Origin of the sequence: Pelodictyon luteolum (genome assembly GCF_001622165.1) — a bacterium.
Classification (GTDB): domain Bacteria; phylum Bacteroidota; class Chlorobiia; order Chlorobiales; family Chlorobiaceae; genus Chlorobium; species Chlorobium luteolum_B.
Window position 1 is genome coordinate 170,776 of sequence record NZ_LVWG01000032.1, and the last position, 21,398, is coordinate 192,173.

Below are 21,398 nucleotides of genomic sequence, written 5' to 3' on the forward strand. Positions count from 1 at the left end.
CTGGCGCTACCGGCTGGATCCGGTTCCAAGGGTCTGGATGATGTAGAAAGCAGCTTCGTCGATCATGTAGCTGAAACGGTCGACCCTGGTGGTGAAGATGTTGTATGCCACGATGCCGAGGATACCGCCAACGATGCCGAGGGCCGTATTGAAGAGCGCCTCGGAAATGCCGAGCGAAAGCTGAACGGCATCGGGCGCACCGCTCGTCGCCATGGCCTGGAAAGCCCGGATCATGCCCATGGTGGTGCCGAGCAGGCCGACCATGGTGGAAATGGACGCGATGGTCGAAATGGCGACAAGGTTCTTCTCAAGAAGCGGCATCTCCATCGTGGAGGCTTCTTCGACGGCCTTCTCCATCTCGCTGATCTTTTTATCCCGATCAGTCACATTGAAGGCAGCCAGCTGGGTATAACGATCAAGAACCGAACGCAGTACTGCACCGAGCGAACTCTGATGGTCGTCACACCGGGCGATGGCGCCCTGGATATCACCGCTGTTTATATCCTGCTTGATTCCCTGGACGAACTCCGGGATGTTGCCCTTGCCGGCCGCCTTGTTGAGCGCAATGATGCGTTCAACCGTATAGGCGATGACCATGAGGATAAGGGCCATCAGGACCGATACCACCGGGCCGCCCTTCCAGACAGCGTGGAACATGGAATCAGGAGGGGTCGTTCCCATCCAAAGATAAAAAAGAAGCGAAACGATGTAGGCTGCCGCAATGAGCAGACCGGTGAAGAGTCCCTGTTTCATGGGTAGTTGCTTTCCGTTAATTTGCTATACTGAAGGGGGAGCATCATGCGGCCGATCGGGAAAAACGCTCCATTATGATTTGTAAGAATTTAGTAAATATGTTGCGGATATTTCAATAGATACCGCTAATACATAATGCAATCAGGACAAAAAAAGACGGATGATCCCCCATGAGACCATCGATGAAGTCCGCCAGGCGGCTGACATTGTCGACATCATCTCCGACTACCTCACCCTGCGACAAACCGGACGCAGCTTCAAGGCACTGTCTCCGTTCACGCAGGAAAAAACACCCTCGTTCGTCGTTTCGCCTGAGAAACAGATTTACAAATGTTTCTCTACCGGCAAGGGAGGCAATGTTTTCTCCTTTGTGATGGAGATGGAAAAAGTCTCCTTCCCCGAAGCTGTCGAACTGGTAGCAAAACGGTCGGGCATGGACATCAGCCGGTTCACATCGAAGAACGACGCAGAGGACGCGAAAAAGGACACCCGTACCGACACCCTCCGCTGGGCGGCCCGCCATTTCCACTCCGCGCTTGAGGCAGACCACGGAAGCAGCGGATACGCCTATCTTGCGGCCGAACGGGGGCTATCTGCGGCAACCATCAAAAGCTTCGGGCTAGGCTACGCCCCCCCCGGCTGGGACCACCTGCTCCATGCAGCGAAAAAAGCAGGCATCGAGCACAAGCACCTTGAAAGCCTCGGGCTCATCACTGAAAACCGCCAGAAAAAGTCCTGGTACGACACATTCCGAAACCGTGTCATCTTTCCCATCTTCTCCATCGGAGGCCAGGTTGTAGGCTTTGGCGGCAGAACCCTCGAAAAAAGCTCCGACACGCCGAAGTACCTGAATTCGCAGGAAAGCTCCATCTTTGAAAAGTCGAAACTCCTCTACGGGCTCAACACGGCAAAAAATGAAATCCGTACAAGCGGCGAGGCCATCCTCGTTGAGGGATACATGGATGTGCTGGCGCTCCACCAGGCCGGCATCACCTCAGCCGTGGCATCATGCGGGACATCACTGACCCGATACCAGGCCAGAATCATAGGGCGCTACGCCAAAAGCGTGCTCTTCGTCTACGATGCGGACCCTGCCGGAAAGAAGTCCATGATGGCGGGCATCGACATCCTGCTTTCGGAAAACATCACCCCCGTCATCCTCATGCTGCCACCGGGAGACGACCCTGACAGTTTCGTCAAAAGGGAAGGCAGGGAGAAGTTTCTGGCGTTCGCCAGAAAAGAAAGCCTCAGCTTCCTGGATTTTCAGATCCGGTTCCACCAGGATGCAGGCGCATTCAGGACCCCGGAACTGAAGGCCGATGCGATCGGCAGCATGGCCCGAACCATCGGACTCACTGGAGACCCCGTCCGCCGGGAGCTATACCTGCAGGAACTTTCCGAAAAAATCGGGATCAGCCTGCAGGCCCTCCACGAAGTGCTCCCTGCCGGAAATTCCGGAAAAAGAGAGAGCGCTCCCCCGCCGCCGCCCGGGCGAGCGAAGCAGGTGAAACCGGTTAACACCGGCCCTATTTCCGTGCTTGAGAAGACCTTTGTGAAAGCGCTCCTTGAAAGCACGGCATACGGCAATGTCGTCCTTGAGTTCGCCGCATCTCACGAAGCGATGCTGACACTGCGGAACCCGGCCGCCCAGCATATTTTCCTGCACATGATCCGCCGCTACCACGAAATCTCCGCCGACCCGGATGCCCGCATCGACGTGGCGACCGAAATCGGCCTCTTCGGCCGGCCGGATGCCGAAGACCTGGCCACGGGACTCCTCATGGACCAGCCGGTAAGCAATAAGTGGCTTGAAAAAACCGACCTGCACGGCGACAGCGCAAGACGGTGCCTCGGGATGTTTCTCGATGCCTTCAAAAACCTGATCCTTGAGCCGCTGCTTGACGAAAAGGACCGGCTGACGGAGGCGATACGGACCGAGGCGGAAACCGAAAAGGAAATCGCCCTTTCCAGGGAAAAAATCACCCTCGACAAAAAGATCCGCACCACCGCTCTCGAACTGAGCGAGATGATCTCCGCCATCCTCGAGCGCCGCCAGTAGGCCCTTCACACATAAAAAAAGCCGCCCCGGTGAAAACCCCGGAACGGCTGTAAGGCTGCAGAAGGAAATGGGGCCTCAGGGAGTCACGCCATAGCCTTCAAGCGGGTTTTGGAGGCAGAGCGAACGGATCTCAGCCTTCACCTCTTTGCAGGTCGCAGCGATAGTGCTCCCGGCTGCTCCGGTGATCACCCGGTCGATGAGTTCGGCAATGAGTGTAGCATCGGCTTCCTTCATGCCCCTCGTTGTCATGGCGGCAGTTCCGATGCGTATGCCACTGGTCACGAAGGGGGACTTGTCGTCGAAAGGCACCATATTCTTGTTGACCGTGATGCCCGCATCGTGCAGGAGGTTCTCGGAAACTTTGCCATTGACATCCTTGTTGCGCAGGTCAAGCAGCATGAGATGGTTCTTTGTGCCTCCGCTGACGATATTGTATCCGAGGGAAGTAAAGCGCTCCGCCATCGCTGCGGCGTTTTTGCGCACCTGCACGGCATATTCGCGGAATTCGGGACGAAGCGCCTCACCAAAAGCGACCGCTTTTCCGGCGATGATATGCATAAGCGGACCGCCCTGGATGCCGGGCATGACCTCGGCGTCCATCACCTCCGACATCATCTTCACCCTCAAGCCGTTCTTCGTCTTGATGGTGATGCCCATCGGGTTCTCAAAGTCCTTGCCCATCATGATCATCCCGCCACGGGGACCACGGAGGGTCTTATGAGTGGTGGTGGTCACGAAATGGCAGTGCGGCATCGGGTCCGTAAGCAGTCCTGCGGCAATGAGACCTGCAGGGTGTGCGATATCAGCCATGAGGAACGCACCGACCTTGTCGGCGATGTCGCGGAAGGCCTTGAAGTCGAACCCCTGGGAGTAGGCACTTGCACCGCAGATGATCATGCGAGGCTTGAACTCAAGAGCCATCTCCTCGACCTTGTTCATGTCGATGATGCCACTCTCACGGTCCACCCCGTATGAGCGGGCGTCGAACATCTGGCCTGAAAAGTTCACGGAGCTGCCGTGGGTCAGGTGGCCCCCATGGGAAAGATCAAGGCCCATGATGCGGTCGCCGGGCTTCAGAACGGAAAAAAGCACCGCCATATTGGCACTCGAACCCGAATGCGGCTGTACGTTGACATACTCGCACCCGAACAGTTTCCTGGCACGCTCACGGGCCAGATCCTCGGCGATGTCGACAAACTCGCATCCGCCATAGTATCGCTTGCCGGGATAGCCCTCGGCATACTTGTTGGTCATCACCGAACCACAGGCCTGCATGACCGCACGGCTGGTGAAGTTCTCCGAGGCAATCAGCTCGAGAGTTTCCATCTGGCGGACCGTTTCACCGGCAATCGCATCAAAAACCTCACGGTCCTGCATCTTCAGGATATCGGTGTCCATCGTGTATCGTTCCTTTTTCCGTTACGGAAGTTTATGGTTGAATTGAAGTTTCAGTGGCCTTTGTGGCATGAGCAGCTGATCATGTGACCCATCTTGTCCCGCTTGGTCTCCAGATAGAACTGGTTCACTTCGTTCGGGGCAATTTCAAGCGGTACGCGCTCGACGATCTCAAGCCCGTAACCCTCAAGGCCGATGACCTTCTTGGGGTTGTTGGTAAGGAGGCGCATCTTGCGGACACCGAGGTCCTGAAGAATCTGGGCACCTATGCCGTAATCGCGAAGATCGGCCTTGAAACCAAGCTGCTCATTAGCCTCGACGGTATCGAACCCTTCGTCCTGCAGGTTGTAGGCCTTGAGCTTGTTGATGAGGCCGATCCCCCGTCCTTCCTGCATGAGGTAGACCAGCACCCCGCGACCCTCTTTTTCGATCATGCGGAGTGCCGAGGCCAGCTGGTTGCCGCAGTCGCAGCGAAGCGATGCGAAGGTGTCCCCGGTCGCGCACTGCGAGTGCACCCGCACAAGCACCGGCTCGCCGCTGGAAACATCGCCCTTCACGAACGCCATATGGTTGTGGTGGTCGATGAACGACTCGTAGGCGATCAGACCGAAATCTCCATAGGCGGTCGGAAGCTTCGACTCGACGGCGCGCTCGACGAGTTTATTGCGCTGCATACGGTAAGCCACCAGATCCTTGATGGTGATGAGCTTCAAACCGAACTTCTCCTTGAACTTCAAAAGCTCAGGAAGGCGGGCCATGCTGCCGTCGTCGTGGAGGATCTCGCAGAGCAGTCCGACAGGGCTGCAGCCGGCAAGCCGGGCGAGGTCTACAGCCGCTTCGGTATGGCCGACCCGGCGCAGCACCCCGCCATCCATGGCACGGAGCGGGAAAATGTGTCCGGGACGTGAAAAGCTGTCGGCATGCGAGGCCGGGTCGCCGAGCATCTTGATGGTCATCGCCCGGTCGTATGCGGAGATCCCTGTAGTCACCCCTTCGGCAATGGCGTCAACGGATACGGTGAAATTGGTTTCATGCTGCGAGGTGTTGCGCTGGACCATAGGATCAAGCTGGAGCTCCCGGGCCCTCTGCATCGTGACGGCGACGCAGAGCAGTCCGCGTGCCTCGCGGGTGATGAAATTGATCATCTCCGTTGTCACATGGTCAGCCGCGGCAATGAAATCGCCCTCGTTCTCCCGGTCCTCGTCATCAATGACAATAACCAGTTTGCCCTGCCTGATATCATCTACCGCCGACTCTATCGTATCGAATTTGATGGTGTCCATGTGGGGTTGTACGCTGTTGGTTCTGGCCGTCGGCCTGTAAAAGTCCCTGTAATGTAAAAAAAATCCCCGTCCATTTTCAGCCTGCAGCCCTCCACTTTTGTTATCGGACCGCATTTTCGTATACTCTTCGGGCTTTATTATAAAGCACTGAATCATTACCTTTACCGTCAGCCCCGTCTAAGAGCCATTAAACCATTCGAGACTGCATGAGCACACACGCTTCCGCCCTCAGCGCCGAGGTTGCCGCACTGGCGGCGAAACTCCCTCTGGACCGTCTCCGCAAAGCCAAGGAACACGGTTTTTCCGATACCCAGATCGCCAACATATTCAGCACTGAGGAAGCCGTTGTTCGGCAGCTCCGAAAGCAGTACGGCCTCGACTCGGTCTTTAAAACCGTCGACACCTGCGCTGCGGAATTCGACGCAAAAACTCCCTACCACTACTCCACCTATGATCTGGAGAACGAATCCATCTCTTCAGACAGGAAAAAGGTGATAATCCTCGGCGGCGGCCCGAACCGCATCGGTCAGGGCATCGAGTTCGACTACTGCTGCGTGCAGGCGGTCTTCGCCCTCAGGGAAGCCGGCTACGAGACCATCATGGTCAACTGCAACCCCGAAACCGTCTCGACCGACTACGACATCGCCGACAAACTATACTTCGAACCGCTCACCTTCGAAGACACCATCCGCATCATTGAGCACGAGCAGCCTCTCGGTGTCATTGTCAGCTTCGGCGGACAGACCCCCCTGAAGCTCTCCGGCAGACTGCACGAAGCGGGTGTAACCATCCTCGGCACCTCACCGGAAGGCATCGACCTTGCCGAAGACCGGAAGAAGTTCGGCGCCCTGCTCGACCGCCTCAACATCCCGCACCCTGAATACGGCACAGCCGTCTGCCTTGAGGAGGCCCAGGCCATTACCCGTCGGATCGGTTATCCGGTCCTCGTCCGCCCAAGCTACGTGCTCGGCGGCCGGGCAATGAAAATCATTTACAGCGACGACTCCCTGAAGGAGTACGTCGACCAGGCGCTCTTCATCACTGAAAAGTACCCGCTCCTCGTCGACCGCTTCCTGGAAACCGCCGTCGAGTTCGACATCGACGCCATTGCCGACGAGAGCGACTGCGTCATCAGCGGCATTATGCAGCATGTCGAGGCCGCAGGCATCCACAGCGGCGACTCCACCTCCATCCTCCCCTACCACAACATCAGCCCGGAGGTCATCGCAAAGATGAAGGAGTACACCCGCATCATGGCCCGGAACATAAAGGTGGTCGGGCTCATGAACGTGCAGTACGCAGTGCAGAACAACAGCGTCTATGTGATTGAAGTGAACCCGAGGGCCAGCCGCACCGTGCCGTTCGTCGGCAAGGCGACGGCCATCCCCGTCGTGAAAATCGCAACCCGGGTCATGCTTGGCGAAAAGCTCTCGGACCTTCGCCGCGAATTCGATCTGAAAGACTGCGACGAACTCGGCATGAAACACATGGCCATCAAGGAACCGGTCTTCCCCTTCTCGAAATTCGTCAAGTCCGGCGTCTACCTCGGCCCCGAAATGCGCTCTACCGGAGAGGCCATGAGCCTTGCCGAAGAATTCCCCGAAGCGTTTGCCAAAGCCTACCAGGCGGCAAACATGCACCTCCCGCTCTCAGGCTCTGTCTTCATCAGCGTCAACGACCAGGACAAGAACCACCGCATTCTCGACATTGCCCGTTCGCTGTACCGGATGGACTTCGACCTCGTCGCAACGGAAGGCACCTACCGGTTCCTGAAAGACAACGGTATTGAATGCAAAATGGTGTTCAAGGTAGGCGAAGAGGGCCGGCCAAACATTTTTGACATCATCAAGCACGGCAAGATCAACTTCGTCATCAACACCCCGAGGGGTGAGCAGGCGCTCCACGACGAAGAGGCCATTGGTGCGGCCTCGGTGCTCAGCAACGTGCCGTTTGTCACCACCATAGAAGCTGCTGAAGCCTCCGTGCAGGCAATCGACTGCATCCGCCATCAGGAGTTCGGAGTGAAAAGCCTCCAGGAATATGCGTCCTACCGCAATACCAAATAAACCATCAGGGGCCATGAAGGAAACCTACCACCGGCATCTGGACGAGTCGATCCAGCTTGAGCTCAATCTGGCAAAGCTCTATACCCTCTACCACGACGCATCGGAAGAAGATGAAGACTTCTGGTGGCAGCTTGCCATGGAAGAGCGTGGCCACGCCTCGCTCCTGCAGCAGGAAAAAAAACAGCCGCAGCCTGAGACGTTCTTTCCCGGAAACCTCCTCGCAAAAGACCTGGAGGTTCTCCAGAAAGCCAACAACCGAATCAAATCCCTCATAGACGCATTCCAAAAGCAGCCCGTCCCGAGAGCAGAACGATTTATGGCGGCCCTTGAGCTTGAGCTTTCAGCAGGTGAATCACACTATCAGGAATTTCTCGACAGCCCTACTGAATCAGCTGCGGCAAGCATATTCAAGCAGCTGAATCAGGAAGACCGCGACCATGCCCTGAGAATCAGGGAGTACATGGAAGGAAACGGGCTTGGAGCCTGATCCCTCCGTTTTTTCAGGACATCACCACAAACCGCTGGGAAAACTCACCCGAACCCGCAACCTCGAGCAGACTGTAGCGCTCGGGGCTGTAGCGGAAACTTCCCCCGTTGATGAACCGGACGCCGCCGAGAGTGTAGGACTGGAACCGGTGAAAATGTCCGTGCAGCACAACCTGCGCACCTATATCGCGCATAACACCGAGAAACTCCTGACGGTTCTTCAGCTCCATCGTCCAGTCGAACGCCTGGTCAAGCAGCGAGTCGGTGCCATATACTTTCAATGCATGATGGCAGAGGCCGAGGGTAAAACACCCATCAAGCGCCTTCTTGACAGCAGGAGAGCTTACCGCCCGCAGCTCTGAAGGCTCTATGTACCCTCTTGAGCCGAGCGGATTATCCGTCGCCGACCATGCGTTGACGGAATTGAAGGCGGCAATGGCCAGTTTGAGGGTGGGGAATCGCAGGACCTTGATGAACGGAAACGCAGCGTCACCAAGCTCGTCTCCCGTCACCAGCTCCTGGAAAAAACGGCAGAACCGTGCAGCCTTTGCAGTGCAGGCACGATGCCGCATGCCGGGAAGAGGATTCAGGGCATTGTAAAACCGCATCTCCTCCTCCAGATTGATGATGTCGTGGTTACCGGGAATCACGGTCGTGCGTCCCCAGTGATACCAGCCGTGCCGCAGAAGAAGCTCCCTTACGATTTCCCAGTCCGCCTCTTTAGCCCGGTCGGAAAGGTCTCCGGAAATGACCAGATGGTCAACCCCTGAACTGCTGAAATGGCCGAGCATCCGGTCGAGATCCTGCAGCTGGCGACGATCCCCCCGCCCAGCAATGTGCAGGTCGGAGATATGTGCAATTTTTACTTCTTCACCCATCAATTGCAGAAGATTGCGGTTTTCAATTCTAAAAGAGTAAATTGAGCCATTGAAATTATGAGGCACATAAAAATGCCGTAATAACCCTCACTGCAGGAAGATACTTCCTTTCATCCAATCCGCGGCAGCAATGCCTGCAAAATACCCCACACAACCATGCAAAAAAAGATAATTGCACTGAAAGAGCTCACCGGAAACCTCTGGTGGTCATGGGATACCGAAGCTAAACAGATTTTCGAAGACCTCTCCCCCCTGCTCTGGGAGCGGAACAACCACAACCCGGTCGAACTCCTCCGCCACATATCCAACGATGAACTCGCAGCCCGCTGCCAGTGTCAGCTCGGCGAACGCATTGAGGGCGTGCACGCCCGTTTCTGCGAATACATGGAGAAAAAAGACACCTGGGCCGCACTGAACGCACCGGAACTGACAAAGAACCCCGTCGCATACTTCAGCGCCGAGTTCGGCATCCATGAAAGTGTTCGCATCTACTCGGGCGGACTCGGCGTCCTTTCCGGCGATCACATCAAGTCGGCAAGCGACCTCGGCATCAACTTCGTCGGCGTCACCCTCTTCTATAAAGAAGGCTATTTCCGCCAGTACCTCAACCACGACGGCTGGCAGATGGAGGACTACCCTCTCCAGTACCCTGAAAGCCTTCCGATCGAAAAAGTCACCGGCCCCGACGGCAAGGACCTCATCATCTCGGTCAACATTGCCCAGAGCGAAGTCTTCGCCCAGGCGTGGAAGCTGAAAGTAGGGCGTGCCGTGCTCTATCTGCTCGACACCAACATCCCGGCAAACGAATCGCACTACCGCGACATCTGCTGCAGGGTATACGGCGGTGACCAGAACATGCGCATCAATCAGGAGATCGTTCTTGGCATCGGCGGCGCAAAACTTCTCGGCGCACTCGGCCTGACCCCTTCGGTCTACCATATGAACGAAGGCCACTCGGCATTCCTTACCCTTGAGCTCCTTGCCTCTGAACTTGCAGCCGGAAAGAAAAAAGAGGCTGCCATGGAGGCCGTCCGCTCCCGTTGTGTCTTCACCACCCATACCCCCGTCCCTGCCGGCCACGACCGGTTCTCCAGAGACATGATGCATTACACCTTCGACAAGTACCTCGCCCTGACAGGCATGGACTTCGAAGACCTGATGCTGCTTGGTTCCGAAGACCCGAAAAACACCCAGGGGCTCTTCACCATGACGGTGCTTGCCCTCCAGCTCTCGCGCGCAGCCAACGGCGTTTCAAAACTGCACGGACAGGTGTCACGTGAAATGTGGCAGCACCTCTATGCCGGCAAAAAAGTCGAAGATGTACCGATCGGCCACATCACCAACGGCGTGCATGCTCCCAGCTGGGCATGCGGCTACACCGAAACCTTCTGGAACCGCGTATCGACGGGCATTGAAGACATGACCCTCTCGAGAGAAGCCGCCGAAGCCGCGCTCGCGAAGGTCTCCGACGAAGAGCTCTGGTCGCTGCGCTATACCCTGAAGCGGAACCTGATCGACTTCATCTACCGCTATCTGGCAAACCAGCTCTTCCACCAGCACAGCATGTCGGGCTACAACCAGTACGACGCAATGCGCTCGGACAAGAACACGCTCTCTCCCGATATTCTCACCATCGGATTCGCTCGCCGCTTTGCGACCTACAAGCGGGCCCCGATGATCTTCAGCGACCTCGATCGCCTGAACAGAATCATCAACAATCCGAAAATGCCGCTGCAGATCGTATTTGCAGGAAAGGCCCATCCGCACGACGACGCCGGAAAGGACTTCATCCGCCAGATTGTCGAGCACTCTCGCCGTCCGCAGTTCACCGGCAAGGTCATCTTCCTCGAAAACTACAACCTCGGCGTGGCAAAACGCATGGTCTCGGGCGTCGACATCTGGCTGAACAACCCGGTGCGTCCGATGGAAGCCAGCGGCACCTCGGGCGAAAAGACTGTCCTGCATGGCGGACTGAACTTCAGCGTTCTTGATGGTTGGTGGCCTGAAGCATACAACGGCGAAAACGGATGGTCGATCGGTCACGGCGAAACTTTCGAGAACTACGAGGAGCAGGACCGTTTCGACGCCGAGCAGATGTACCAGGTGCTGGAAAACCAGATCCTGCCGACATTCTACGAACGGAATGCAAACAACATCCCGACCCGCTGGATCAAGAAAATCCGCAACGCAATCGCCACCATCGCACCGGAATACAACACCCACCGCATGGTCCGCGATTACGCAAACCAGTACTACCTGACGAAAGAAGGGAAATGAGCTGTGCCTCACGGGGCAGCTGAACGGAACAGGAAACAGGGGGGCTGCCGGCACATGAACCGGCAGCCCCTTTTGTGTTCTGCCCGAGTAACGGGCATCAACCAGAAACAGCACGACATGGCGAACAAACATGCAACAGCGGCAGCCATCGACCTCGGCCGTGGCCTCTGCCTCAAATCCCCCGTTATGCTCGCATCGGGCACGGTATCTTACGGCGAGGAGCTCTGCCGGCTCACTGATCTTTCCAAAATCGGCGGCATTGTCACGAAAGCCATCTCGCTTGAGCCGCGTGCCGGCAATCCGCCGCAGCGCATCGCCGAAACCCCTTCGGGCATGATCAACGCTATCGGGCTGGCAAACGTCGGCATCGACCGGTTCATCTCGGATAAAGTCCCATTCCTCCAAACACTCGGCACCGCGATCGTCGTCAACATCGCCGGCCGCTCGATCGACGAGTATGCTGAAGTGGTCTCGCGCCTCGACGCCGTCCCGGGCCTTGACGGGTATGAGATCAACCTCTCCTGCCCGAACGTGAAAGGCGAATGCATGATTATGGGGGTCAGCCCCGATGCCACCCGAGAAATCGTCACCGAACTCAGGAGCATCACTGAACGCCACCTCATGATCAAGCTCACGCCGAATGTGACATCAATCAGCTCCATCGCCCTTGCGGCCGAAAAAGCCGGAGCAGACTCGGTATCGCTGATCAATACCCTGGTAGGAATGGCCATCGATTGGAAGGCACGCAGACCGCTCCTGAAAAACGTCACCGGCGGTCTCTCAGGACCAGCCATCAAGCCGGTCGCGCTCGCAAAGGTATGGGAGGTCAACAATGCCGTATCCATCCCCATTGTCGGCATGGGCGGAATCGCATCGTTCGATGATGCGATGGAGTTCCTGGTAGCAGGTGCCGGCGCGGTGCAGATCGGCACCATGAACTTCGTTCAGCCCGATATCGGCGAAAAGATCGCCACAGCGATGGAGGCGTTCTTCGGTAAACCCGGCGCGCCATCCATGGAAGCATTCCGCGGATGTCTCGTCACCGGCTGACAGAGCTCTTCACAATATCGCTACAGACGCATGCTCCGGCGGGTGGAAAGGAACCGGCTCCGACGCCGGCCGCCGGTTTTGGAGCCCATGATCCGGTACTGACGGATGATGCGGTTCTTTGACATGAACGCCGTGTTGGTGAGCTGAGCGATGATGCGTGACTCCGTTTCACTGACGTCGACATCCGAGGGACCCTGATCACTCAGCAGCTTCACAATCAAAGGGGCGCACTCAAGCGCGATGAAGAGCATCGTGATGAACGCAATGGCATTGGCCGATGAACGGCTGGCGTCATCATCGGAGTGAGCCAGTTCCCCTAGAGCCCAATTGCGGTCGGCAAACCCAGCCGTTGCCGCTTTCCCGGCGAGCATCCTTTCAGAAAGCATCATCTGGCTGTTGAGCCCCTCGGCATGTTTCCGACTGTTGAGATATTCCTCAAGCCGGGTGACCTGCACCGCAAGGAATGCCAGTCGCTGCTGCTTGGCCTGCACCACCTCTTCCTTGTTCTTCGCATAGGTACCGTATCCCGGCACGCCTGAGGTGGTGCTGCTGCTTGTGCCGAACACCTCCCGTTTCAGTTCCTCCCGCAGCCGGTCCACATCGTGGGATAGGGTGTCGTACTCTTTCTGGAACCGCTCGAGCTGTCCGGCCTCCATACCGTATTTCTGCATGAAGGCGTCCTGCACCCCCGCAATCTGAGCCTGCTCTGCCGCCAGGTACTTTTCCTCAAGACGCGCCCGTATTTCCTTGTCAAAAATCTTCAATTCAAGCGGACGGGCGATGACGATGGCAATAAGAACGGCAAACACCAGCCGTGGAGATGCCTGATAGAACTGCCTCAGCCCTTTCGAAGTCTTCTTGATGCTTGAAACGATGTAGCGGTCAAGATTAAAAATGGCAAGCCCCCATACCACCCCGAAAAGCACCGCCCAGAGGGAACCGAGCGGGTTGCCGGAAAAAACAAAAAAGAGTGCGTAGCCGCCGGAGAGGGAGGCAAAAAGAGCTGTAAAGAAAATCGTTGCACCGATACCGGTGTACTTGCTGTGCTCGGTGGGGTATTTTTCTATGATCTCAATCGGCGTGCCGGACGCGATACAGAAAAAACGCTGAAGGCGGTATAAGCGGGACATGCTCATGGGACCCTGCATCGGGGGGTGATGTTACAGAAAAGCCCGTGTTCATAAATGTACGTCACCGTTTCGAAAAACCAATCCCCGGTGAGGGTTCTGATATTCACCGATTTATCCTATCTTAAAGGTCAGCTGCAACACCAACAAAACCCCGAAGCGTCATGCGTATTGGAATCGGTATCGATGTACACCCCTTTGCTGAAGGCCGCAAACTCATCGTCGGCGGCGTCGACATTCCCTCCCCGAAAGGACTTGAAGGGCACAGTGATGCCGACGTGCTGCTCCACGCAGTCAGCGACGCGCTCCTCGGAGCTGCCGCTCTCGGAGACATCGGCCTGCACTTTCCCAATACCAGCGCCGAGTACAAGGACATCGACAGTATGATACTCCTGAAGCATGTCGGAAAACTCCTGACGAAAAACGGGTACAGGACGGTCAATGTCGATGCCATGCTGCTTCTTGAAGCCCCGAAAATCGCCCCCTACGTTGCAGACATGCGCCGCAACATCGCACGCTGCCTTGATATTGACACATCCCTTGTTTCCGTGAAGGCGACCACCAACGAAAAACTCGGCTACATCGGCCGTGAAGAGGGCGCAGCAGCCCATGCCGTCTGCATCATCGACACACTCTGAGGTACTGCCCGGAAGGGCACATGCCGAATCTCAGACCTCTCCGCGAAGGACCTGAACCGGCATGTACCGGGTAGCCTTGCGTGCAGGACTGATAGATGAAAGGACTGCGATGAAGATGCCGAAGGCGATCACCAGAAGATGCGCATCGGGTGTTTCAAGGATGTTGATCCGGTCCGCCTTCAGCACCCCGGCCGTCGTCGCCGTAAAGCGTATTGACGACACGAAATGACAGATCACATGACCGATCGGGCTTCCGACAAGGACCCCGAGAATGCCGATCATGAGTCCTTCGAGCATGAAGATTCCGGTGATGCTTCCCGCCTGCACCCCCATTGAACGCATGATGGCGATATCCTTCACCTTCTGCAGCACCACGGTGGTCATCACCGAAGACACCCCAAGCCCGGCAACGATAAAGACAAACCCCACAAGCACAAGGGTGATGGCGGCGTTGCGGTTGTAGAAATCAATCACGTTGCGATTGGTCTCATCCCAGCTTTCGCTCCGGTAGCCTGTTGCAGCCTGGACGGCAGCCGCCGTCATGGAAGCCTGCTCGACATTATCCACCGAAAGACCGATACCCGTCACGGCGTTCGGCGCAACAGACTCCATACGCCGTGCGAGCGGAAGGTTCACAAACGCTTCCCGCTCATCCTTTGCATTGAACCCGCTGCTGAAGCGACCCACAACTGTTGCTGAAAACTCCCTGCCATCACGGTTCACGAGCACGATTCTGTCGCCATGGGATGCGTGGAGTTTTGCGGCCAGAAGGTCACCGAGAATGATGCCCTCAGAAGTATAGGCAAGTTCTGCAAGGGCGTTCACCTCCAGAAGGTTCTTCTCAAGCCCGGCAATATCTGCCTCGAGTGAAGGCACCACGCCCTTCACCACGCAGGCGGTGAACCGGCTCCGGTTGCGGGCAATTACCCTGCTTTCGACAAATGGAGATATCCCCTTCAGGCCGCTCTCACGGGAAATACCCTCGACTACGCCCAGATAGTCCTTGATCACCAAAGGGCGGTCGGGTATCACATTCTTCACCACCATCGACACCCTCCCGGACCCGGGAGGGATGATGTTGTCAGGCACGGCAACCCTCACCCGCTCAGCACGGACGACAACGTTCGGCACCGTATCGATCACTTTCGACACCACATTGGCCGAGGAGCCCTTCGCAACGGAGATGGTCGTCACGAGCATAGCCGAACCCACGGCGACACCGAGCGCGGTAAGGAGGGTCTGACGCTTCCGCTCCCTGAGATGCACCCAGGCAATCCTGAAGAGATCGGTCCAGTTCATGGGAGAATTAGCGTTGAAAAATCACACAAAAAATCTATTTTGACTGCAGTACAGCAGCACCGGCCAATGGAAACGCAGCATTGGCAGATCACATCACAGTATACATAAATCAGGGCATCATAATCCACCCCTAAAGAGACACAAGGAGATCGTTACGGTGAAAAAAATTGGCATTCTCACGAGCGGCGGCGACTGCGGTGGACTCAACGCGGTCCTGAAAGGCGCAGCCCTCATGGCACAGGCGAAAGGCCTTGAGCTCTTCGTCATTCCCAACGGCTACGCAGGCCTTTACAACCTCATAGATCAGGAAAGCCTCGTTCAGCTTGATCAGCAGCGCCTCGATAAATTCGACGCAACATTCGCCGGTTCCGAAGCTGGCCACTCCCGCGTCAAGATCAAAGCGATCAGCAACCCCGAAAAATACAACCGCATCAAGGCCGGCATGAAGAAGTTCGACCTTGACGGCCTCGTCATCAGCGGCGGCGACGACTCCGGCAGCGTCATGGTTGACCTCAACCAGAACGGCATCCAGTGCATTCATGCACCAAAAACAATGGATCTCGATCTGCAGACTTATTCGGTCGGCGGCGACTCCACCATCAACCGCATCACCGAGTTCGTCCACGACCTGAAAACCACTGGCAAGACCCACAACCGGGTACTGGTCACCGAGGTATTCGGACGCTATGCGGGTCATACTGCATTCCGCAGCGGCGTTGCCGCAGAAGCGGACTGCATCCTCATACCTGAAATCCCCGCTGACTGGGACGTCGTATACCGGCACCTCGCCGAGCGTTTCACCCGCAGGATCCGCCAGAGCGATGTCCACAGCGGAACCTACACCATCGTCGTCGCCGAAGGCCTGAAAAATGCAGACGGAAGCGACATTGTCGACGAGTCGGCAGGCATCGATGCATTCGGCCACAAGAAGCTTGCCGGAGCCGGCAAGTTCACCTGCCAGGAGATCCAGAAGCGGATGAAAGCCGACCCGGCAATGCCGCTCTTCATGAAAGAAACAGGCATGTTCGTCGAAGGAATCTACGAGATCCCCGAGGTCCGCGAAATCCATCCCGGCCACCTTGTCCGCTGCGGAAGCTCGTCAGCCTACGATACCAACTTCGGGTTCGAAGCCGGAGCCGCCGCCGTCCTGCTCCTTCTTGAGGGCAAAACCGGTGTGACCGTGTCAAAGGTGAAGGGACGCAAGGTCGAGTACATCGAATCGGAAAAAGCCATCGTGCAGCGACATGTCGATCTCGAACAGGTCGCCATGTATGAGGCACTCGGCATCTGCTTCGGCCGCAATCCGGTTGAGTACGAACCGATCATGCGCGAAGTAGAGGGCGTGTACGAGCGGATCTACTGATTCATTCCGCATTGATTGCAGCCCCGCAGGCGACTGCGGGGCTTTTTTTTGGATTTGTAAAAACCCCGAAACAAAACCTATCTTTGAGCTGATTACTCAGGCAACGAACAAACACACCAACGACCGCATCATGAACAAGTCTCTTAAAATCTGGATGAACGGGGAACTGATCGACTGGAACGACGCGAAGATCCACATCCTCTCGCATGTCGTCCACTACGGGTCGTCCATCTTTGAAGGCATCCGGTGCTATGAAACCGCAAAAGGATCTGCCATCCTGTTTCTTGATGAGCACATCCGCCGCCTTCGGGACTCGTCGAAGATCTACCGCATTGAAATCCCCTATTCGGAAAAAGAGCTGAAGGATGCAGTCATCAGCACCATTCACGCCAACAGCCACAAGTCCTGCTACATCCGCCCGATCGTATACCGCGGCCAGGGCGCTCTTGGCGTCAACCCTCACCGCGCCTCAATTGAGGTATCCATCGCCACCTGGGAATGGGGCACCTACCTTGGTGATGACGTGCTTGAAACCGGTGTCGACGTCCGGGTCTCTTCATGGAACCGCGTTGCGCCGAACACCCTTCCCTCGTGGGCAAAAGCCGGCGGCAACTACCTGAACTCGCAGTTGATCAAGATGGAAGCCCTGATGGACAACTACGCTGAAGGACTCGCGCTCGACGTCAACGGCTATGTATCCGAAGGCAGCGGGGAGAACATCTTCGTCGTCCGCGACGGCATCATCCATACCCCCATGTCGGGTCAGTCGATTCTTCCGGGATTCACCCGTCAGGCGGTCATGCACATCGCCGGGGAGCTTGGCTATGAGGTGAAGGAAACCATGATTCCGCGTGAAGCGCTCTATGTCGCCGACGAGGTATTCCTGACAGGAACAGCTGCCGAAATCACACCCGTCAGAAGCATCGACAAGTATCCGATCGGCGATGAAAAACGCGGGCCCGTTACCGAAGCACTCCAGCATCACTACCTGAAAATCGTCCAGACCGGCGAAGACCCTTACAACTGGCTCACCTTCATTTGAGGGGATCGGCAGCATGAGCTGGAACAGGGTCATCGGCCAGAAACAGCAGGTCCGCGTCCTGTCGAACGCCCTTGAAAAAGGGCGTTTGGCTCATGCCTACCTCTTCAGCGGCCCGGAAGGCTCCGGAAAGGAGATGACGGCGCTGGAAGTGGCTGCAGCGCTGAACTGCCGATCACCCGACGCAGTGAGGAACGGCGCCTGCGGGACCTGCCCCGACTGCCTGCAGATCAGGGAGTTCATGCACCCGAACGTTGAATACCTCTTCCCTGTCGAGGCGGCACTGCTCGAAGGGGGTGACTCGCAGAAAAAAGACAACAAAAAGTTCACTGAAGCCCGGGAGCAATTCCTCGCCCTCATCGAAAAGAAAAAAGAGAACCCCTACTTCTCACCTGCAATGGACCGCTCAATGGGCATCCTTACAGAGCAGGTCGTCGCGCTCCAGCAGAAAGCCTCATTCATGCCGCGTGAAGGCACAAGAAAAGTCTTCATCATATCCCAGGCCGAAAAGCTCCACCCCTCGGCCGCAAACAAGCTCCTGAAGCTGCTCGAGGAGCCACCGGCGCATGTCCTCTTCGTTCTGGTGACTTCGCGCCCCGACTCCCTTCTGGCGACAATCCGTTCACGGTGCCAGGAAATCCGTTTCCAGCGTGTCGCAGCAGTTGACCTCCGGAAATGGCTCGAAGAGAACCGTCCGGAGATTGTGGATCCGGAGCTGGGATTCATCGTAAATTTCTCAAGGGGCAACCTCAAGCTTGCATGGGAGCTCATCGCAGGAAAGGATGAGGCCTCTTCAGAGCCCGCAACCATTGCAATCCGCCGGATGGCGCTCGATTACCTCCGTAAGGTGCTTGCACCGAAACGTTTTCACGAGGCCCTCACGGCCTCGGAAGAGCATGCCAAAAACCTTTCCCGCACCGAACTGGTCCTCTTCATCGGAGCCATCCTGCTCTTTCTGCAGGACACCTGCCACCGCAGGATAACACCGGAGTTCAGAAACCTGAACAACCCCGACATCACGGACGCCGTCGACCGGTTCGCGAAAAACTTCCCGAACCCGGACTATCTCGGAGTCTCCACCCTGGCCGAGGAATCCATCCGCGCCATCGAGCGCAATGCCAGCCCGCTCCTCGTCATGGCCGCCTTCACCGCTGCCCTCAGGCCCCTCCTGCAGCGGGCCTGACACCCAATTCCCCGTCCTGCAGCGGGCCTGAGGGCCAACGCGCCCATTCTCTGGCAGACAGGACCCGTTCGCACCGGCTCCTTACAGCTCAATCAGTTCCTTCGTGAACCGCTGCAGGGGTCTTGCTCCATCCGCCTCCATCACCACCGTGTCTTCAATGCGAACCCCGAACCGGCCCTCCAGATAGATGCCGGGTTCAATGGTGAATACCATACCCTCTCGCAGCACCGCCTCTCCCTTCAAGCTGATGCGCGGCTCCTCATGCACCTCTAAACCGATCCCGTGGCCGAGCCCATGGCCGAAAGCCTCACCGTACCCGTGACCGGCAATGAACGAGCGGACAACGGCGTCCAGCTCTCTTGCCTTCATCCCGCACCGGGCCGAACGGATGCCAAGCTCCTGTGCCTCGCGGACGATTTCGTAGACCCGGCGCGCCTCGTCCGGCACCCGTCCGAGACCAATGGTCCTGGTCTGGTCGGAGGCATAGCCTCCCGCCATGCAGCCCATGTCGATGACTACAAGCATCCCCTCCCGGAATCGCTCTCCGGTCGGATGGGCATGCGGCATTGCGGACCGCACGCCGCCAGCGACAATGGGATCAAACGAATCTTTCTCACCGCCATGCTTCCGGTGAAGGCAGGAGATCTCAGTGGCGATATCACATTCACTCACGCGCTCTGAGAGCATCGGCACCACCGCGTCCAGCACCTTCCCGCTGATGTCGGCTGCGTCCTGCATGAGACTCAGTTCAAACGGATTCTTAACCATCCTGAAGTCATTGAAAAAACCCGCCACAGGCTGCAGACGGCAGCACCCGCTGAGTGTATCAATGAAACGAGTCGCCTCAAGCCAGCCGATGCTGTCTGACTGCAGCGCGACCGGTTCCAGTCCCCGGAGCGGATGGCGACCCGAAGCCAGCTCGGAGGCTACCGATTCGGACACAACAACAGTCTCAGCAACAGCAACCTCCCCTCTAGCCTGCTCTGCGTAACGGAAATCCGTGAAAAGGCGACAGACTGTCGGTGTCACGAGCACCCGGGCACTCGAGCCGGAAAAACCCGTCAGCCAACGGATGGTCGAGAGATCGGTTATGATGAACCCGGCAAGCTCCCGTTCCTCCATTGCACTGCGGACGGTGGCGAGCGATGCCTTCCGGTAATCCTCGATTCCTGACATACCCATGGAAACCTGAATATTTTTTAGTGAAAAAGACGTACCCACCCCCCCGATACGCTTGCATAGCCGGCAATTCTTCTTATTATTGGGGATTTACGAATATTTCCACCCATTTGCCAACAAATCAGTGTAATGCCGCATCAGGAATTACTTGAAAAGCTTCAAGCAGGACAGCAGCTGAGCTACGATGAAACGAAACGCTGCATGGACGGCATCATGGAAGGGCTTTTTTCCGAAGAGACCATCATCTCCCTGCTGACGCTCCTGCAGAAAAACGGCATTACCGCCGATGAAATCGCAGGAGCCAGAGACAGCATCATCGAGCGCGCCACCCCTATCCATCTTGACGAGCGCGCCATCGACACATGCGGCACCGGCGGCGACAGCGCGGGCACCTTCAATATTTCCACTGCGGCAGCCATCATTGCAAACGCCGCAGGCGTCAGCATCGCCAAGCACGGGAACCGCTCCGTCACGAGCCGCTGCGGCAGCGCCGACGTACTCGAGGAACTCGGGTTCTGCATCGAACTCCCACCCGAGGCGACCGAAGAGCTCTACGGCAGGACAGGGTTCGCCTACCTGCACGCGCCGCTCTATCACCCTTCGATGAAAGCGGTAGCCGCCATCCGCAAAAAAATCGGGACTCGGACCATTTTCAACATCCTCGGTCCCCTGCTCAATCCTGCCGGTGTCAAACGTCAGATGGTCGGGGTGTTCAATATTGAACTCATGGAGCTATACGCAGAAGCGCTCCGAAAAGCGGGCTGCTACCATGCCCTCATCGTGCACGGTGAAACCGACCAGGGACAGCCGCTTGATGAACCGAGCATCTGCGGCATAACACGGATCATTGAGCTCCACAACGGCGAAACAGCTTCCCACATCGTCCGTCCAGGAGAGTTCCACCTGCATGAATGGCCTCTCGGCGACATCGCCGGTGGAAGCCGTGAGGAAAATGCTGAAATCATCAGAAAGATCCTCAACGGAACAGCCTCCGATGCGCACCAGGAAGCGGCCATCTTCGCCTCCGCCATCGCCTGCTATGTCGGAGGCGTCGCCAACTGCATCGACGAAGGAGTATGCGTTGCCCGGGAAGCCATCAGCCACGGGACGGCAAAACGCAACGCAGAAGCCATCATCGAAGCAAGCCGGGAACTGAACGCCAGATACCGCAGGACGGGCGACTGAAAAGCCATACATTTTTTTCAAAAAACTTGTATACTGTCTTTCATGGCCTTTTTTGATTGACGGTCCATGCTCTCGGGGGGAGTCAGCCGTCCATCAGGGAGACAACCGGAGGCCGCCCATGAACGCTGAAGTGAGAAG

Annotated in this window: 17 protein-coding genes; 10 read left to right on the top strand and 7 right to left on the bottom strand. The window is 57.0% G+C overall.

All coding sequences use genetic code 11. From position 1 onward, the window contains the following. Nucleotides 1-6 precede the first annotated feature (6 nt). Nucleotides 7-753, bottom strand: coding sequence for a MotA/TolQ/ExbB proton channel family protein (locus tag A3K90_RS07095; protein ID WP_303681885.1), 747 nt, complete (start codon nucleotides 751-753; stop codon nucleotides 7-9). 160 nt (nucleotides 754-913) lie between these two features. On the opposite strand from A3K90_RS07095, the gene dnaG reads away from it, so the two are divergent. Beyond that, a complete protein-coding gene (gene dnaG, locus A3K90_RS07100) occupies nucleotides 914-2,812 on the top strand; it encodes a DNA primase (protein WP_303681886.1) in 1,899 nt (632 codons plus the stop codon). 75 nt (nucleotides 2,813-2,887) lie between these two features. On the opposite strand, the gene glyA is transcribed toward dnaG, so the two are convergent. Together glyA and A3K90_RS07110 are read right to left on the bottom strand one after the other, a co-directional pair. Beyond that, nucleotides 2,888-4,210 carry a serine hydroxymethyltransferase gene (gene glyA / locus A3K90_RS07105; RefSeq protein WP_303681887.1) on the bottom strand — a complete coding sequence of 441 codons (1,323 nt, stop codon included), beginning with the start codon at nucleotides 4,208-4,210 and terminating at the stop codon, nucleotides 2,888-2,890. A gap of 50 nt (nucleotides 4,211-4,260) precedes the next feature. Then, a complete protein-coding gene (locus A3K90_RS07110; RefSeq protein ID WP_303681888.1) occupies nucleotides 4,261-5,490 on the bottom strand; it encodes a bifunctional 3,4-dihydroxy-2-butanone-4-phosphate synthase/GTP cyclohydrolase II in 1,230 nt (409 codons plus the stop codon). A 206-nt stretch (nucleotides 5,491-5,696) separates the two neighbouring features. Between A3K90_RS07110 and carB the strand changes: the two genes are divergently transcribed. Beyond that, nucleotides 5,697-7,556: a carbamoyl-phosphate synthase large subunit gene (gene carB, locus A3K90_RS07115; RefSeq protein WP_303681889.1), complete on the top strand. Its 1,860-nt coding sequence runs from the start codon at nucleotides 5,697-5,699 to the stop codon at nucleotides 7,554-7,556. A 13-nt stretch (nucleotides 7,557-7,569) separates the two neighbouring features. Then, complete coding sequence (locus A3K90_RS07120; protein WP_303681890.1) at nucleotides 7,570-8,043, top strand: rubrerythrin family protein; 474 nt, start codon at nucleotides 7,570-7,572, stop codon at nucleotides 8,041-8,043. 13 nt (nucleotides 8,044-8,056) lie between these two features. Here A3K90_RS07120 and A3K90_RS07125 read toward each other — a convergent pair whose 3' ends face one another. Beyond that, on the bottom strand, nucleotides 8,057-8,920 hold the full coding sequence (locus tag A3K90_RS07125; RefSeq protein WP_303681891.1) for a metallophosphoesterase: 864 nt from the start codon (nucleotides 8,918-8,920) through the stop codon (nucleotides 8,057-8,059). Between the two features lie 156 nt (nucleotides 8,921-9,076). Between A3K90_RS07125 and glgP the strand changes: the two genes are divergently transcribed. Both glgP and A3K90_RS07135 read left to right on the top strand, forming a co-directional pair. After that, the gene (gene glgP / locus A3K90_RS07130) at nucleotides 9,077-11,197 is read left to right on the top strand and encodes an alpha-glucan family phosphorylase (protein WP_303681892.1); all 2,121 of its coding nucleotides are present in this window, start codon (nucleotides 9,077-9,079) and stop codon (nucleotides 11,195-11,197) included. A 117-nt stretch (nucleotides 11,198-11,314) separates the two neighbouring features. Beyond that, nucleotides 11,315-12,247, top strand: a complete 933-nt coding sequence (locus A3K90_RS07135; protein ID WP_303681893.1) for a dihydroorotate dehydrogenase — start codon at nucleotides 11,315-11,317, stop codon at nucleotides 12,245-12,247. Between the two features lie 20 nt (nucleotides 12,248-12,267). Here the strand turns inward: A3K90_RS07135 and A3K90_RS07140 are convergent, their stop codons facing one another. Then, nucleotides 12,268-13,377 carry a DUF4407 domain-containing protein gene (locus A3K90_RS07140; protein ID WP_303681894.1) on the bottom strand — a complete coding sequence of 370 codons (1,110 nt, stop codon included), beginning with the start codon at nucleotides 13,375-13,377 and terminating at the stop codon, nucleotides 12,268-12,270. Between the two features lie 161 nt (nucleotides 13,378-13,538). Between A3K90_RS07140 and ispF the strand changes: the two genes are divergently transcribed. After that, nucleotides 13,539-14,012, top strand: a complete 474-nt coding sequence (gene ispF, locus A3K90_RS07145) for a 2-C-methyl-D-erythritol 2,4-cyclodiphosphate synthase (RefSeq protein ID WP_303681895.1) — start codon at nucleotides 13,539-13,541, stop codon at nucleotides 14,010-14,012. A 30-nt stretch (nucleotides 14,013-14,042) separates the two neighbouring features. On the opposite strand, the gene A3K90_RS07150 is transcribed toward ispF, so the two are convergent. Next, the gene (locus A3K90_RS07150; RefSeq protein WP_303681896.1) at nucleotides 14,043-15,311 is read right to left on the bottom strand and encodes an FtsX-like permease family protein; all 1,269 of its coding nucleotides are present in this window, start codon (nucleotides 15,309-15,311) and stop codon (nucleotides 14,043-14,045) included. A 157-nt stretch (nucleotides 15,312-15,468) separates the two neighbouring features. Between A3K90_RS07150 and A3K90_RS07155 the strand changes: the two genes are divergently transcribed. The 3 genes from A3K90_RS07155 to A3K90_RS07165 all read left to right on the top strand — a co-directional run bounded on the left by A3K90_RS07155 (nucleotide 15,469) and on the right by A3K90_RS07165 (nucleotide 18,896). Beyond that, nucleotides 15,469-16,674, top strand: coding sequence for a 6-phosphofructokinase (locus A3K90_RS07155; protein WP_303681897.1), 1,206 nt, complete (start codon nucleotides 15,469-15,471; stop codon nucleotides 16,672-16,674). 130 nt (nucleotides 16,675-16,804) lie between these two features. Continuing rightward, nucleotides 16,805-17,716 (top strand): branched-chain amino acid transaminase, encoded by a 912-nt coding sequence (locus A3K90_RS07160; protein ID WP_303681899.1) that lies wholly within the window; start codon nucleotides 16,805-16,807, stop codon nucleotides 17,714-17,716. A gap of 13 nt (nucleotides 17,717-17,729) precedes the next feature. Beyond that, nucleotides 17,730-18,896 (top strand): ATP-binding protein, encoded by a 1,167-nt coding sequence (locus tag A3K90_RS07165; protein ID WP_303681900.1) that lies wholly within the window; start codon nucleotides 17,730-17,732, stop codon nucleotides 18,894-18,896. 81 nt (nucleotides 18,897-18,977) lie between these two features. Here A3K90_RS07165 and A3K90_RS07170 read toward each other — a convergent pair whose 3' ends face one another. Next, on the bottom strand, nucleotides 18,978-20,078 hold the full coding sequence (locus A3K90_RS07170; protein ID WP_303681901.1) for a Xaa-Pro peptidase family protein: 1,101 nt from the start codon (nucleotides 20,076-20,078) through the stop codon (nucleotides 18,978-18,980). A 126-nt stretch (nucleotides 20,079-20,204) separates the two neighbouring features. Between A3K90_RS07170 and trpD the strand changes: the two genes are divergently transcribed. Next, a complete protein-coding gene (gene trpD, locus A3K90_RS07175) occupies nucleotides 20,205-21,260 on the top strand; it encodes an anthranilate phosphoribosyltransferase (RefSeq protein ID WP_303681902.1) in 1,056 nt (351 codons plus the stop codon). The last annotated feature ends 138 nt before the right edge of the window (nucleotides 21,261-21,398 follow it).

Coding starts and splice junctions, on each gene's coding strand:
- carB (WP_303681889.1), top strand. CDS start 5,697: ATGAGCACACACGCTTCCGCCCTCAGCGCCGAGGTTGCCGCACTGGCG.
- ispF (WP_303681895.1), top strand. CDS start 13,539: ATGCGTATTGGAATCGGTATCGATGTACACCCCTTTGCTGAAGGCCGC.
- trpD (WP_303681902.1), top strand. CDS start 20,205: ATGCCGCATCAGGAATTACTTGAAAAGCTTCAAGCAGGACAGCAGCTG.
- A3K90_RS07165 (WP_303681900.1), top strand. CDS start 17,730: ATGAGCTGGAACAGGGTCATCGGCCAGAAACAGCAGGTCCGCGTCCTG.
- A3K90_RS07160 (WP_303681899.1), top strand. CDS start 16,805: ATGAACAAGTCTCTTAAAATCTGGATGAACGGGGAACTGATCGACTGG.
- A3K90_RS07170 (WP_303681901.1), bottom strand. CDS start 20,078: ATGGGTATGTCAGGAATCGAGGATTACCGGAAGGCATCGCTCGCCACC.
- glyA (WP_303681887.1), bottom strand. CDS start 4,210: ATGGACACCGATATCCTGAAGATGCAGGACCGTGAGGTTTTTGATGCG.
- A3K90_RS07110 (WP_303681888.1), bottom strand. CDS start 5,490: ATGGACACCATCAAATTCGATACGATAGAGTCGGCGGTAGATGATATC.
- A3K90_RS07135 (WP_303681893.1), top strand. CDS start 11,315: ATGGCGAACAAACATGCAACAGCGGCAGCCATCGACCTCGGCCGTGGC.
- A3K90_RS07120 (WP_303681890.1), top strand. CDS start 7,570: ATGAAGGAAACCTACCACCGGCATCTGGACGAGTCGATCCAGCTTGAG.
- A3K90_RS07140 (WP_303681894.1), bottom strand. CDS start 13,377: ATGTCCCGCTTATACCGCCTTCAGCGTTTTTTCTGTATCGCGTCCGGC.
- A3K90_RS07095 (WP_303681885.1), bottom strand. CDS start 753: ATGAAACAGGGACTCTTCACCGGTCTGCTCATTGCGGCAGCCTACATC.
- dnaG (WP_303681886.1), top strand. CDS start 914: ATGATCCCCCATGAGACCATCGATGAAGTCCGCCAGGCGGCTGACATT.
- A3K90_RS07125 (WP_303681891.1), bottom strand. CDS start 8,920: ATGGGTGAAGAAGTAAAAATTGCACATATCTCCGACCTGCACATTGCT.
- glgP (WP_303681892.1), top strand. CDS start 9,077: ATGCAAAAAAAGATAATTGCACTGAAAGAGCTCACCGGAAACCTCTGG.
- A3K90_RS07150 (WP_303681896.1), bottom strand. CDS start 15,311: ATGAACTGGACCGATCTCTTCAGGATTGCCTGGGTGCATCTCAGGGAG.